Raw genomic sequence first — 14,385 nt, forward strand, 5'->3', positions numbered from 1 at the left:
ATCATGCCAAAGCTAACGTATTGTTCTTAAAGCAAAACGCCCCGCGAGAATTCGCAGGGCGTGGTGAATTTGACGATCTTTTAGCGAAAATTATCGCTTATCCGCCACCAGCCGCAGCGCATGTTCAAGTACCTCAATATCGGCACCGGCTTTATGCGCGTTCTCGCTGAGGTAGCGACGCCACTGGCGCGCGCCCGGAATCCCCTGGAACAGGCCAAGCATATGGCGAGTGATGTGGCCAAGATACGTGCCGCTGCTCAGCTCGCGCTCAATGTAGGGGTACATGGCGCGCACGACGGCGACCGGATCGGCTTCTGCGCCTGCTGCGCCAAAGATGTCGCGGTCGACCGTCGCCAGAATGCCCGGGTTCTGATACGCCTCGCGGCCGACCATCACGCCATCCATATGCTCAAGGTGCGCCTTCGCCTCCTCCAGCGACTTGATACCGCCGTTGATCGACATCGTCAGGTGCGGGAAATCACGCTTCAGTTGATACACGCGCGGGTAGTCCAGCGGCGGGATCTCACGGTTCTCTTTCGGGCTCAGGCCTGAAAGCCAGGCTTTGCGGGCGTGGATGATAAACATCTCGCACTCGCCTTTCCCTGAAACCGTGTTGATGAAATCGCACAGGAATTCGTAGCTGTCCTGGTCGTCAATGCCGATACGGGTTTTGACCGTCACCGGAATGGAGACCACATCGCGCATCGCTTTGATGCAGTCCGCCACCAGCTGTGCGTTGCCCATCAGGCAGGCACCAAACATGCCGTTTTGCACGCGGTCGGAAGGGCAGCCAACGTTGAGGTTGATCTCATCGTAGCCGCGTTCTTCCGCCAGCTTTGCACACTGCGCCAGCGCGGCCGGATCGCTCCCCCCCAGCTGCAGGGCAACCGGATGCTCTTCTTCGCTGTATGCCAGGTAGTCGCCCTTCCCGTGAATAATTGCGCCCGTGGTCACCATTTCGGTGTACAGCAGCGTATGGCGGGAGAGCTGGCGCAGGAAATAGCGACAGTGTCTGTCCGTCCAGTCGAGCATCGGCGCAATGGAGAAACGGTGTGCAGGAAAAGCGGTCTGGTGTTCTGACAACATGGCGAAGTTTTAAGCATCTGGTGGAAAAGGGGCGCTACTATAGCACAAAGAAAAGCCGGAGGCGCAGCGCCTCCGGTGCACTTTAGAACGTCATGCTCAGCTGAGCCCCTGCGCCCCAGGTTTCGTCCTCGCCATACAGGCCCATCAGGTCAACATGCACGGTATTAAACGGCGCGAAACCGACACCGCCGGTAAAGACGTTGCTGTCGTTCCCTTTCATGTCCGCGCGATAACCGGCGCGTACCGCCAGCCAGCTCAGCGGAGTCACTTCAGCACCGACCCCAACATACTGCGACGTATCTTCGCTCTTGAAGCCTTTGGTTTCGGTCAGATCGCCATCGGCGGTCAGCGTCACCAGATCGTTGTGCCAGGCCGCGCCCGCGGTCACCAGCGGACGGATCTGGTAGGTGTCTTTATAGCTCACCACTTCCCCCGTACGCCCGTTGCGGATGCGGATATCTTTGGTGTCGATATCGCGCGACATCAGGTTTTGCCCGCTCACGCCGACCGTCCAGTTTTCGCCAAAATCAGCGGCAATACCGGCATCGACGTTAAAGCCGGTATCGTCTGTACGGTAGCGGCTGTCGTTCCACTTATTACTGTCGTAATCGTAGATTGAGGTGGTGTAGTTATAGATCCAGGATTTTTGCAGTTTTGGCGTCACGCCCACGGAAACCGGAACGCCGCCCAGGTCAAACTGACGCGCAACGGCAATACCGTAGTCGGAGACAATCGCCGCCCGACCGGACGCCGTTGAGTTGAGGTTTTTAGTGATCTGGTCCGTGCCGTTCAGCGCAGCGTCCAGAGCAACGCCGGCAGCCACCAGATTGCTTCTTTGAATACCGCGCAGATAATCAATATCCTGCTGGTCGATAGACGAACTCACCCGACCATGGGCATACCCTTTCGCCATAAAAGCCACGGAAAGCACATCGTTAGGGATACTCACGGCAAGCCCTGCCCCTGCCGTCGCGCGTGCGGTTTTACCCTTGAGATAGTCCAGCTCATCGGCCAGATCTTTGGCCGCGCCCTGGAACTGGTTAATCGAGCCTAGCGGATTGGTGATGACCTCAACTGGCGTAAGGTTATCAACCACATCCTTATAATGATTGATTTTGTCGTTGATGGTATCAATCTCGTCCTGAAGATTGTCCTCATCCGTCACCTGTACGCCAACGGACGGCAAAATGACCGTCACATCATCGTCCGGTTTTGCCTTTGCCAGCAGCGCGGGGTTGATTAACGCCCCGCTACCATAGCTGCCCGAAGCAACGCCGGTCCCCCCCATCGCGTCGCTACGTGATTCTGTCCAGGTATTGGCTGCTCCCGCCTGATTTGCCATAAACAAGGAGACAGCGATGCTAACCACCGAAAATTTAAAATGTTTTTTCACAGTATGCCCGTCTTATAGTCTGTTATGAAATAACCCCTGTCTGTTATCTCCCAAACAGGCGCGAACTATTGCTGTGAATAAAGATAAAAAGACCCGCTAATTCATTCCCTAAGTAAAACTTCCTTACGGCCTGTTGTAATTTGTGACGGCCCTCAATATTTATAGAAGAGGAAATTATTTTTTCACAGGTTTTCCATCATGTGGCCCGAAAAATTGAGGGGGATGATCTACCCAGCGGTCCTCTCGCGTGGCGGCATAGACCGGATTAAGCGGATAGTAGATGCGGTTTTGCTTCTTGTTGGCCTCACCCACCACCAGTAACCGCACCTCTTCGTCCGTATTGTTGATAAAGGTGTGGCACACGCCCGTTCCGGCGGGAAAGCCCACGCTGTCGCCGGGTTCAAGCTTCCACAAATAGCCATTAATCCAGGCTTCAGGATAGCCCTCAAGCACGTAGATAAACTCTTCTTCGTCACTTTCCGCATGGGGATAGGACGTTCGACGCCCCGGCGGTAAACGCTCATGATGAATGCCTATGCGCCTGAGGCCCAGCCTGCGCGCCAGCGGTGCACCGATGGAAAAAAGCTCATTACTGTCGGGGTAGGTGGCGTCATCTGGCCCTTCTACGTCGCGCCAGTGCTTGATACAGTCTGGTTTTTTCATGGTTACATTCCCGGTTTGCGATGCGTCAGGTATAGCACAGCCTGGCGGATATCGGTGTTTTTGCCAGAACATGATAAAGTGAGGGTTTTACGTCCCAGAACGTCCGAGGTGCTAAATGGATAAGTCCACAAAAGAGCTGTTAGCGCAGGCCGAAAAGCTGTGCGCGCAACGCAATGTGCGCCTGACCCCGCAGCGCCTTGAAGTCTTACGCCTGATGAGCCTGCAACAGGGGGCGATCAGCGCCTACGATCTGCTCGACCTGCTCCGCGAAAGCGAGCCGCAGGCTAAACCGCCGACGGTGTATCGCGCGCTGGATTTCCTGCTGGAACAAGGGTTTGTGCATAAGGTTGAATCCACAAACAGCTATGTCCTGTGCCATCTTTTCGATCAGCCAACGCACACATCGGCCATGTTTATCTGCGATCGTTGCGGCGTGGTAAAAGAAGAGGGTGCGGAAGGCGTGGAAGACATCATGCATTCGCTGGCGGCAAAAATGGGTTTTGCCCTGCGCCATAACGTGATTGAAGCACACGGGTTGTGTTCAGCATGCGTTGAGGTTGAAGCCTGTCGGCATCAGGATGCGTGTCAGCACGACCACTCTATTCTGGTGAAGAAAAAGCCGCGTTAAGGGCAAAAGAAAAGGCGGCTTAGAGCCGCCTGTGTGGGTTATTCAGCGTTACCAGCGGTAGTCGTTACGGGTTTCCCAGTCTTTGACTTCGTTTTCCGCCTGATCTTTCTCGTAGCCGTAACGTTCCTGAATTTTACCGACAAGCTGATCGCGTTTGCCTTCAATGACGGTCATATCGTCATCAGTCAGCTTACCCCACTGTTCTTTCGCTTTACCTTTGAACTGCTTCCAGTTGCCGCCGATTTCGTCTTTATTCATCATCGTGTCCTCTTAGTTAAGCGTCGGGTCGTAACGTCCGTTACGTTCTTTTCTGCTGGACGTGATAATAATTGTAGCTAAGGATTCGGCGGTTAATTTCATATTCGGAATCTTTAACCGTCACGATATATCGTGACGGGAAGGAAGCCAGGTATTATTTTGCCAGTGCCGATGCCAGATAAAGGCAAGCGACAGGCCGCGCAGGGAGAGGAAGACCGCAAGCGCCAGCCACAAACCGTGATTACCCAGCCAGGGAAGCGTCAGCAGCGTCAAACCAAACCCCGCCGCCGCAACCGCCATACTGTTACGCATTTCCGCCCCGCGCGTTGCACCAATAAACATGCCGTCCAGCAGATAGCACCAGACGCCCACCACCGGCAAGATCACCTGCCAGACGATGTAGCGGTCCGCCAATTCGCGTAAAGCCGGTAACGAAGTGAGTAATGCAATAATGTCACGGCCAAAACAGGCGTAAATCAGTGCGAACGCCAGCGCGACCAGTCCCGCTTGTCTACAGGCTGCCCGCCAGACATCCCGAAGCTGCCCACCTTCCCGCGCGCCGTACGCCTGCCCGGAATGCGCCTCAACGGCGTAGGCGAAGCCGTCCAGCGCGTAGGCGGTAAAGGTCAGTAATGTCATCAGGACCGCATTCACCGCGACGATCTCAGGCCCAAGGCGGGCACCAAAAACCGTCAGCGCGCCAAAACAGAGCTGTAGCAGAAGCGAGCGCAGCATGATGTCACGGTTAAGCGCCAGCAGTTTACGGATATTGCCGCGCCATGCGTTTTTGAGCAACGCAAGGGAGATCCCGCGCATCGCCAGCACGCGCCAGACCATCCACAAACCAATGAAAAAGGTTCCGTATTCGGCAATCGCCGTCGCCAGTGCCGCCCCGCGTACGTCCATATGCAGACCCATCACCAGCCAGAGATCGAGCGCAATGTTGAGCAGGTTTCCCACGACCAGCAAAATCACTGGCGCACGGGCGTACTGCACGCCCAGTAGCCACCCCAGCAGAACCAGGTTTGCCAGCGAAGCGGGCGCGCTGAGCCAGCGGATTTCCAGGAAGCGACGCGCCTGCTCCAGTACCGCCTCACTACCGCCAACAACATGGAGCGCAAGGTCAATCAGGGGCGTGCGCAGTAAAACAATCAACATCCCCGCGCCTAGCGCCAGGATCAGCGGCTGCACCAGCGCACGCGCCAGACGTAACGGGTCTTTCGCACCATACGCCTGTGCCGTGAGCCCGGTAGTGCTCATACGTAAAAACAGCAGCAGCATAAACAGGAAGCTGGTTGCCGTCGCGCCAATCGCCACGCCGCCAAGATAAACAGGGGAATCGAGATGACCAATAACGGCCGTATCGACCAGACCCAGCAAGGGCACGGTGATATTGGAGAAAATCATCGGCAGGGCAAGACGCCACAATGCCTTATCAGATGCCGTCAGCAGTGACATGAGAAATACCGGGAATGGAAAATGAAGCAGGCTACAGCGGAAGCGTAGCCTGTCAGGAAGAGATTACAGCCATTCGCCGTTGCGAATCACGCCAACCGCCAGACCTTCAATAGAGAAGCTCTGTTCGCGGAGGTCGACCACAATCGGGGTGAACTCGTTGTTTTCAGGCAACAGCTGAACGGTGTTACCCTGTTTTTTCAGGCGCTTAACGGTCACTTCGTCATCAATGCGCGCAACCACCACTTGGCCGTTTCGCACATCCTGCGTTTTGTGAACGGCCAGCAGGTCGCCATCAAGAATGCCGATGTCTTTCATCGACATCCCGCTAACGCGCAGCAGGAAATCAGCACTCGGCTTGAACATACCAGGATCGACCTGGTAATGACCTTCAATATGCTGTTGTGCCAGCAGCGGTTCACCTGCGGCAACGCGGCCAATCAGCGGAATGCCCGTCTCTTCTTCCACCAGCAGGCGGATACCACGCGACGCGCCTGACACAATCTCAATTACACCCTTACGCGCCAGCGCTTTCAGGTGTTCCTCGGCAGCATTCGGAGAACGGAAGCCCAGACGCTGCGCGATTTCCGCACGCGTGGGTGGCATACCCGTCTGGCCGATATGATCCCGAATGAGATCAAACACCTCTTGCTGCCTGGTCGTTAATGCTTTCATTCCGCCCCCTGGGTGTATATACAGTTATGCTGTGAGTATATACAGTCAAAGGCGATTTTGGAACCAAAAACTGCACAAAAAACCAGGGACTTAATTATTCCTCGAGGCTCATCGGAAATGTGACCAAAGCAGAGTGACCCAGGTAATGGCTGCTGTGATAATCGCCAGCAGGACAGCGGCGGAGCCCATATCTTTCGCGCGGCCAGAAAGCTCGTGGAAATCAGAGCCGATCCGGTCGACCACGGCCTCAATAGCGCTATTGAGAATTTCCACTATCATCACCAGAAGTACGGAACCGATGAGAAGCACGCGGGTAATGGCATCTACATCAAGGAAACAGGCGATGATAACCGCGACGATAGCGGCGACACCTTCCTGGCGAAAAGCAGCTTCATTAACCCAGGCGGCACGGAAACCTTTCCACGAATAGCCGGCAGCTTTGATGATACGCGTTAACCCAGTGGTATTATTGGCCATTAAAAGAACCTTTTTTAAAAAAGAGCGTCAGTAACAGGAGCTGCAGCGCGTTTCGCTGCCGCCTGAAGTATGACGGGTAACAACAGAAATTTTGCGCGCTTTCTGTTATCCTTGCGCCGCAATTGCATTATTAACCAGAGGCTTTACATCGTTTATGTCCGGCTGGCCACGAATTTACTACAAATTACTTAATTTACCATTAAGCATACTGGTAAAAAGCAAGTCTATCCCAGCAGAACCCGCGCTGGAACTGGGGCTCGATACGTCGCGCCCTATTATGTACGTTTTGCCTTATAACTCGAAGGCAGACCTGCTAACGCTTCGCGCCCAGTGTCTGGCGCATGATTTACCCGACCCGCTTGAACCGCTGGAAGTTGACGGCACTTTGCTGCCGCGCTACGTGTTCATCCACGGCGGGCCGCGCGTGTTTACCTATTACACGCCGAAAGAAGAGTCCATCAAACTGTTCCACGACTATCTCGACCTGCACCGCAGCAATCCTGACCTGGATGTGCAGATGGTGCCAGTATCGGTGATGTTTGGTCGCCGTCCGGGCCGCGAAAAAGGCGAAGAGAACCCGCCGCTGCGCATGCTTAACGGCATCCAGAAGTTCTTCGCGGTCTCCTGGCTGGGACGCGACAGCTTTGTGCGCTTCTCCCCTTCCGTCTCCCTTCGCCGAATGGCGGACGAGCACGGCACGGACAAGATCATCGCGCAAAAACTGGCGCGCGTGGCGCGTATGCACTTCGCCCGTCAGCGCCTGGCGGCCGTAGGACCGCGTCTCCCTGCGCGTCAGGACCTGTTCAACAAGCTGCTGGCCTCTAAAGCGATTGCTCGCGCCGTTGAAGACGAAGCGCGCAGCAAGAAAATTTCCCATGAGAAAGCCCAGCAGAACGCCATTGCGCTGATGGAAGAGATCGCAGCGAACTTCTCTTATGAGATGATTCGCCTGTCCGATCGTATTCTCGGATTTACCTGGAACCGCCTTTATCAGGGCATCAACGTGCATAACGCCGAACGTGTGCGGCAGCTGGCGCACGACGGCCATGAGATTGTCTATGTCCCCTGCCACCGCAGCCACATGGACTACCTGCTTCTCTCCTACGTGCTCTATCATCAGGGGCTGGTACCGCCGCACATTGCCGCCGGTATTAACCTGAACTTCTGGCCAGCAGGCCCGATCTTCCGCCGCCTGGGTGCGTTCTTTATTCGTCGTACCTTTAAGGGCAACAAGCTCTACTCCACCGTCTTCCGCGAGTATCTCGGCGAACTGTTCAGCCGCGGCTATTCAGTGGAGTACTTCGTGGAGGGCGGTCGTTCCCGTACCGGTCGTCTGCTCGATCCGAAGACCGGCACGCTGTCGATGACCATTCAGGCGATGCTGCGCGGAGGAACCCGTCCAATCACGCTGGTGCCAATTTACATTGGCTATGAGCACGTGATGGAAGTGGGCACGTACGCCAAAGAGCTGCGTGGTGCGACCAAAGAGAAAGAGAGCCTGCCGCAGATGCTGCGCGGCCTGAGCAAGTTACGCAACCTGGGTCAGGGCTACGTAAACTTTGGCGAGCCGATGCCGCTGATGACGTATCTGAACCATCATGTTCCGGATTGGCGCGAATCCATCGACCCTATCGAAGCGGTTCGTCCGGCCTGGCTGACGCCAACGGTGAACGGCATCGCGTCCGAGCTGATGGTGCGCATTAACAACGCCGGTGCGGCCAATGCCATGAACCTGTGCTGTACGGCGCTGCTGGCTTCCCGTCAGCGTTCCCTGACCCGTGAACAGCTCACGGAGCAGTTGGACTGCTACCTGGACATGATGCGTAACGTGCCGTACTCGGTTGATTCGACAGCCCCTTCTGCTACCGCCAGCGAGCTTATCGATCACGCGCTGCAGATGAACAAGTTCGAAGTCGAGAAAGACACGATCGGCGACATCATCATTCTGCCGCGCGAGCAGGCGGTGCTGATGACGTACTACCGCAACAACATCGCTCATATGCTGATGCTGCCGTCGCTCATGGCGGCCATTATTACCCAGCATCGCCGCATCTCACGTCAGGAGCTGTTGCGCCACGTTGAGACGCTCTACCCGATGCTGAAAGCGGAGCTGTTCCTGCGCTGGAGCAAGGAAGAGCTGGCCGTTGAGCTGGATAAACTGACGGAAGAGCTGCGCCGTCAGGGGCTGATCACCGTTGCGAACGACGAGCTGCACATCAATCCGTCACGCTCCCGCACCCTGCAACTGCTCGCGGCCGGCGCGCGCGAAACGCTGCAGCGCTACGCCATTACGTTCTGGCTACTGAGCGCGAACCCGTCGATCAACCGCGGCACGCTGGAGAAAGAGAGCCGGACGCTGGCGCAGCGTCTGTCCGTTCTGCACGGCATTAACGCCCCTGAATTCTTCGACAAGGCGGTCTTCAGCTCGCTGGTGCTGACGCTGCGTGACGAAGGCTTCATCAGCGATACGGGCGATGCCGAGCCGGAAGAGACGCTCAAGGTTTACCAGATGCTGGCTGAACTGATTACGTCGGATGTGCGCCTGACGATTGAGAGCGCGACGCAGGGCGAGTGATGTAAAAAAGCCGGGTAGTGCTTCACCTTGCCCGGCCTGACGTTCTGCATAATAAAAAGGCCCGGTAAGCGCTAACGCTACCGGGCCTTATTTTTGAGCCTTGTTAAATCACCGCATTTAGCTCAGCAGCGTAAAGGCAATCATCCCGACAATGGCCCCGGTGGTGCCGAGGATGGTTTCCATCAGCGTCCAGGTTTTCAGGGTTTGCGCTTCGGTCGCGCCGGTAAACTTACCGAACAGCCAGAAGCCGGCGTCGTTAACGTGCGAGACGACAATCGAACCGCCCGCAATGCAGATAGACAGCGCGGCCATCTGCGCACCGGTGTAGTTGAGCTGTTCAATTACCGGCATCACCAGACCTACGGCGGTTAAGCACGCCACGGTTGCAGAACCCTGAATGATACGCACCGCCGCAGCCAGCACGAAGCAGGTTACCGCAATCGGCAGGCCCATCCCGGTCAGCGCTTCACCCAGAGCCGGGCCCACGCCGGAATCCACCAGCACCTGCTTGAACACGCCGCCGGCACCGATCACCAGCAGGATAATCCCCGCAGGCTGCAGCGCCGCACCGCAGATCTCCATCACGCGGTCTTTCGGCATTCCCTGGCGCATCGCCAGGCCGTAAATCGCTACCAGACACGCCACCAGAATCGCCGTGAACGGGTGACCAATGAACTCAAACCATTCGTACGCGGTAGAGCCGACCGGCACAAAGCGCGCGGCGATGGTTTTCAGGCCCACCAGCACCAGCGGGAGCAGGATCAAAGAAAGGCTAAAGCCGAAGGACGGCATTTTACCTTCGCCCAGATGCGGCTCGGTGATGTCGTCCGGAATATGCAGCTCAACGTAACGGCTGATGAAATTGCCCCACAGCGGACCGGCGATTATCATCCCGGGGATAGCGGCGCACAGGCCAATCAGGATCATCCAGCCAAAATCGGCGTGCATCTGGGAGGCCAGCAGCATCGGCGCTGGCCCGGGCAGCAGAAACGCCGCAGCCGCCGCCACGCCCGCAAACAGCGGAATAACCAGCTTCACGAGGTTAGTGCCGGTATGGCGCGCCATGGAGAACGCGACGCTGATGAGCAGCACCACCGCCACTTCGAAGAACAGCGGCAGCGCGCAAATCAGACCGGCCAGGCCAATCGCGTAGTGCGCGCGGCTGTGACCGAAGGATTTGAGCATCTTGACGGCAATCTGGTCGACCGCGCCCGTCTCATGCAGGATCTTGCCAAACATCGCGCCCAGCGCGACCACAATCGCCAGGAAGCCCAGCGTGCCTCCCATCCCTTTTTCCATCGTCGCGGCGATCTTGTCGAGCGGCATGCCGGAAAAGAGACCTGCACCAATAGAAACCACCATCAAAGCAACGAAAGCGTGCATACGCGCCTTCATCACTAAAAACAGCAGCAGCAATACCGAACCCACTGCTGTCAAAACTAGCGTTAATGTACTCAAAACTTACTGCCTTTTGTTAATGACCTCGATGGTGCTGGCTACAACACCCTCCAGTGACTGATCGATATCAACCACTAAGACGTCTTTTTCATCTTCACCCGGCTCCTGAAGCGCTTCAAACTGCGTCACCAGCATCTGGGTTTTAAAGAAGTGGCCTTTACGCGCCTTCAGACGGCTTTCAATGACCTCGAAATCGCCCTTCAGATAGATGAAGGAGAGGTTCGGATTGCCGTCGCGCAGCAGGTCGCGGTAGGTTTTTTTCAGCGCGGAGCAGACGATCAGGGAAACTTTATTGGTGCGCTGCATCGCGAACGCGGCGTCATTCAGCGCCTGCAACCACGGTTTGCGGTCGTCATCGTTCAGCGGCTCGCCGGAGGCCATTTTCATGATGTTGCTGCGCGGATGGAGGAAGTCACCATCAAGAAACGCAGCCTGAAGTTGATGCGCCACTTCGCTCGCCACGGCAGATTTACCGCTACCGGACACGCCCATCAGGACGTAAACGTGGTGATCGTGATTAGTCGTGCTCAAAGGGTGTCCCTCAGTCAATTGTTACGGGTAACAGTTATCGGTAACATTGTCCTGCTGGGGCAAAAGAGAAGCAATATCCAAACGTGCGCGAAGTGAATAAGTGTGAGCTACTTCAAATTTGTCAGTTCAAATAGATCCACCCGGTGACAAGGTGAAACCTAAATCTAACATTTTAGGGGTAACCGTCTCTCCACGAATGCGCGCCAGCAGGCGTTCTGCGCCAATGCGGCCCATGCGTTCACGCGGTGTCAGAACGCTCGCCAGACGCGGCTCCATCACCTGACCAATATCGTGGCCGTGGAAGCCGGCAATTGCCATATCCTCAGGGATCTTCAGCCCCAGACGCTGGCATTCGAACGCTGCACCGACCGCAAGGTCATCGTTGGTACAGAAAATACCGTCCAGTTGCGGATACTCGCGTCGTGCCTGGCGCATCAGCTCAATACCCGAGGTGTAAGATGAGGACTGCTCCACCATCACGCTGTACGGGGTTAAGTTCGCGTCGAGCATCGCCTGCTCGTATCCCTTCTGTTTGATGATAGTACGTTCATCAAGACGCGCACCCAGATAGGCAATATGACGATGACCGCGGGCAATGATGGCCGCCGTCATCTGACGAGCGGCTTCAAAGTTATCGAACCCAACGGCGATGTCGAGGCACGGCGACTGGCTGTCCATGAGCTCCACCACCGGAATACCGGCGACTTCAATCATTTTGAGCGTGCGGGCAGTGTGGGTACGTTCGGTTAAAATCAGGCCGTCAATGTTCCAGGAAAGCATTGATTCAAGACGTTCCTCTTCCAGTTCCGGCTTGTACCCATAGTGAGCGAGCATGGTCTGGTAGCCAAAAGCATCGGTGACGCTTTCAATGCCGCGCAGAACTTCAGCGAAAACCTGGTTGGTCAGGGAAGGAAGCAGGACGCCCACCGCACGGCTGGTCGCATTGGAGAGAATATCGGGTGCGCGGTTGGGAATATAACCCAGTTCATCAAGGGCGGCAGCAATCTTGCCACGCAACGCCACGGAAACCTGTTCCGGGTTACGTAAAAAACGGCTGACCGTCATTTTGGTCACACCGACGCGATCGGCGACATCCTGAAGTACGGGGCGTTTCTTTTTCATCGTCCTGAGAAATCTTGAAGTGAGAGATTTGCTCAGTTTATCACGGACAAAGCTCAACCTTCCCCGTTTAAAGGGAAGGTTGAGAAATTATTTAGACCGGAGGCAGGTCAAACAGCAGGATTTCGCTTTCGCTGTCGGCATGCACGGAGAGCGCCTGCTCATCCCAGACGGCCAGACCATCGGCGGTGGTGGCTTTGGTGCCGTTAATAGACACTTCACCTTTCACCACCTGGATCCAGACGCGGCGATTAGCGGCAATCTGGTGCACTGACTGTTCGTCTTTCGCCAGCGCCCAGCGGTACAGCTCCATATCCTGATGCACTTTCAGAGAACCTTCACGCGCGTCCGGGGACAGCACCAGCTGTTTGCCCTGTTTCGCGTCGAAGCGGCGCTGCTCGTAGCGTGGCGTGATGCCGGTCTCTTCTGGAATGATCCAGATTTGATACAGGTGCAGTTTTTCCGTTTTGCTCGGGTTGTACTCGGAGTGACGCACCCCGGTACCCGCGCTCATAATCTGGAACTCGCCCGCCGGAACCTGCTCTTTGTTGCCCATGCTGTCCTGGTGCTCAACCGCCCCTTCCAGCACATAGGTCAGGATTTCCATGTCTTTGTGCGGGTGAGTACCGAAGCCCTGGCCTGCATCAATCACGTCGTCGTTAATCACGCGCAGTGCGGAGAAGCCCATGAAGTTCGGGTCGTAGTAGTCGGCAAACGAGAATGAATGCCATGAGTCCAGCCAGCCATGATTTGCGTGACCACGTTCGTTTGCTTTGCGTAAGTAGATCATTGTTTTCACCCTCAGTTCGTTTCGATGGAGTAAGTGTGGACTCAAACGGTCGGGGATCATAGAGGGTGAAAATTGACTCCTCTGTTCAAAAATTATGAACAAGCGCAGAGGAGCCGTTTTTGCTTATTTCGCGAGGGTTACCGTGGCAGGAGAAGCCTGCTCGAAGGCCCGCTCAAGGATTTCAAGGTTGGTCAGAACGTCAGATTCCTTGACGTAATTCGGCGCGCCGCTGGTGAGGGTTTCATACAGCGCATCGTAGACGCGGCCATAGTCGCCGGTTTCCGGTTTCAGCTCTTCTTTGACCGTAACGCCCTCATCGTTCACATACTCCAGCACGCCCACGGAATCGTCAGCTGCAAAGCCCGGCTCGCCCGGCATGATGTTGGCCTTCAGGCTGGTCTCCTGCTGGTCAATGCCGTACTTAATGAACGAGCCTTTGGTGCCGTGAACGATAAATTTCGGGTAGTCGATTTTTACCAGATGGCTGGTTTTGACGATGGCTTTAAGGTCGCCGTAGAACAGCTGCGCTTCAAAGGTATCGTCCGGGTTGGCTTTATTGCGCAGGCTGCGGATGTCATACGCCACGTGGTCCGGGCGGCCAAACAGGGAGATGATCTGGTCCATGGTATGTACGCCCAGGCCGTAGAACGAGCCGTCCTGCGGCAGACCGGGCTGGGTTTCCGCCACCGGGCGGTAGTAATCGAAGTGGCTTTCAATTTCCACGATGTCGCCCAGCCTGCCGCTCTCAATCGCCTTTTTCGCCGTCAGGAAGCAGCTATCAAAGCGACGGTTCTGATACGGGGTGACGGTCAACCCTTTGCTTTTCGCCAGCGCGAACAATTCCTTCGCTTCGGCAATGGTCGGAGTGAACGGCTTTTCGACCAGCACGTTTTTACCCGCTTCGAGCGCGCGCTTCGCGTAGTCGAAGTGGCTGTCGGCGTGGGTGCAGACGACCACCAGCTTTACCTGCGGGTCATTCAATACTTCATTAAGATCGCTGGTGAAGTGAATGTGGGAATACTGCGGAGACTGCTCTTCCGGCTTCGCGCTGCGGCGGTAGATGTGGGCGACGTGCCAGGTGTCTTTACGGTGGAGGACATATGGAAGGTGGTAACGCGTGGTGCTTTTGCCAAATCCAATAAATGCGCAATGTAGTGTCATGGCTCAGTCCTTTTTAAGGTTACTGAGTCTAACCATAACAAAAAAAAAGCCAGCGAGAAGCTGGCTAAAGTAATACTGGAAGCAATGTGAGCAATGTCGTGCTTTCAGGTTCCCGT

Annotated in this window: 14 protein-coding genes and 1 pseudogene; 2 read left to right on the top strand and 13 right to left on the bottom strand. The window is 55.9% G+C overall.

Annotation, left to right across the window (positions count from 1 at the left end; translation table 11 throughout):
• Positions 1-90: 90 nt before the first annotated feature.
• The 3 genes from dusA to USG84_RS19920 form a co-directional block, all read right to left on the bottom strand.
• Positions 91-1,086, bottom strand: coding sequence for a tRNA dihydrouridine(20/20a) synthase DusA (gene dusA, locus USG84_RS19910; RefSeq protein WP_151412703.1), 996 nt, complete (start codon positions 1,084-1,086; stop codon positions 91-93).
• Positions 1,087-1,168: 82 nt separating this feature from the next.
• Positions 1,169-2,428 (bottom strand): conjugal transfer protein TraF, encoded by a 1,260-nt coding sequence (gene traF / locus USG84_RS19915; RefSeq protein WP_277614689.1) that lies wholly within the window; start codon positions 2,426-2,428, stop codon positions 1,169-1,171.
• Between the two features lie 225 nt (positions 2,429-2,653).
• Positions 2,654-3,142, bottom strand: a complete 489-nt coding sequence (locus tag USG84_RS19920) for a cupin domain-containing protein (RefSeq protein ID WP_061099557.1) — start codon at positions 3,140-3,142, stop codon at positions 2,654-2,656.
• Positions 3,143-3,257: 115 nt separating this feature from the next.
• Between USG84_RS19920 and zur the strand changes: the two genes are divergently transcribed.
• Entirely contained in the window at positions 3,258-3,770 is a 513-nt protein-coding gene (gene zur, locus USG84_RS19925) for a zinc uptake transcriptional repressor Zur (protein WP_047345602.1), read from the top strand.
• A 48-nt stretch (positions 3,771-3,818) separates the two neighbouring features.
• Here the strand turns inward: zur and USG84_RS19930 are convergent, their stop codons facing one another.
• The 5 genes and pseudogenes from USG84_RS19930 to USG84_RS19950 form a co-directional block, all read right to left on the bottom strand.
• Positions 3,819-4,028, bottom strand: a complete 210-nt coding sequence (locus USG84_RS19930) for a CsbD family protein (protein ID WP_003860314.1) — start codon at positions 4,026-4,028, stop codon at positions 3,819-3,821.
• Positions 4,029-4,077: 49 nt separating this feature from the next.
• A pseudogene (locus USG84_RS19935) lies at positions 4,078-4,152 on the bottom strand (hypothetical protein); the annotation flags it as partial.
• Positions 4,149-5,486, bottom strand: a complete 1,338-nt coding sequence (gene dinF, locus USG84_RS19940; RefSeq protein ID WP_151412701.1) for an MATE family efflux transporter DinF — start codon at positions 5,484-5,486, stop codon at positions 4,149-4,151. The gene dinF and the pseudogene USG84_RS19935, both read right to left, overlap by 4 nt.
• 63 nt (positions 5,487-5,549) lie before the next feature.
• The gene (gene lexA, locus USG84_RS19945; protein WP_028015162.1) at positions 5,550-6,158 is read right to left on the bottom strand and encodes a transcriptional repressor LexA; all 609 of its coding nucleotides are present in this window, start codon (positions 6,156-6,158) and stop codon (positions 5,550-5,552) included.
• A gap of 108 nt (positions 6,159-6,266) precedes the next feature.
• Positions 6,267-6,635 carry a diacylglycerol kinase gene (locus USG84_RS19950; RefSeq protein WP_014830281.1) on the bottom strand — a complete coding sequence of 123 codons (369 nt, stop codon included), beginning with the start codon at positions 6,633-6,635 and terminating at the stop codon, positions 6,267-6,269.
• A 154-nt stretch (positions 6,636-6,789) separates the two neighbouring features.
• On the opposite strand from USG84_RS19950, the gene plsB reads away from it, so the two are divergent.
• Positions 6,790-9,210: a glycerol-3-phosphate 1-O-acyltransferase PlsB gene (gene plsB, locus USG84_RS19955; RefSeq protein WP_028015161.1), complete on the top strand. Its 2,421-nt coding sequence runs from the start codon at positions 6,790-6,792 to the stop codon at positions 9,208-9,210.
• Positions 9,211-9,327: 117 nt separating this feature from the next.
• Here plsB and gntU read toward each other — a convergent pair whose 3' ends face one another.
• The 5 genes from gntU to USG84_RS19980 form a co-directional block, all read right to left on the bottom strand.
• Positions 9,328-10,668 carry a gluconate transporter gene (gene gntU / locus USG84_RS19960; protein ID WP_151412700.1) on the bottom strand — a complete coding sequence of 447 codons (1,341 nt, stop codon included), beginning with the start codon at positions 10,666-10,668 and terminating at the stop codon, positions 9,328-9,330.
• 3 nt (positions 10,669-10,671) lie between these two features.
• Positions 10,672-11,199, bottom strand: a complete 528-nt coding sequence (gene gntK, locus USG84_RS19965) for a gluconokinase (protein ID WP_008503362.1) — start codon at positions 11,197-11,199, stop codon at positions 10,672-10,674.
• A gap of 126 nt (positions 11,200-11,325) precedes the next feature.
• Positions 11,326-12,321, bottom strand: a complete 996-nt coding sequence (gene gntR / locus USG84_RS19970; protein WP_014882133.1) for a gluconate operon transcriptional repressor GntR — start codon at positions 12,319-12,321, stop codon at positions 11,326-11,328.
• A gap of 91 nt (positions 12,322-12,412) precedes the next feature.
• Entirely contained in the window at positions 12,413-13,108 is a 696-nt protein-coding gene (locus USG84_RS19975) for a pirin family protein (RefSeq protein WP_003861565.1), read from the bottom strand.
• A 123-nt stretch (positions 13,109-13,231) separates the two neighbouring features.
• Positions 13,232-14,269 (bottom strand): oxidoreductase, encoded by a 1,038-nt coding sequence (locus tag USG84_RS19980; RefSeq protein WP_061099560.1) that lies wholly within the window; start codon positions 14,267-14,269, stop codon positions 13,232-13,234.
• Between the last annotated feature and the right edge of the window lie 116 nt (positions 14,270-14,385).

Source organism: Enterobacter sp. 168J2 (assembly GCF_034107265.1).
GTDB lineage: Bacteria > Pseudomonadota > Gammaproteobacteria > Enterobacterales > Enterobacteriaceae > Enterobacter > Enterobacter nematophilus.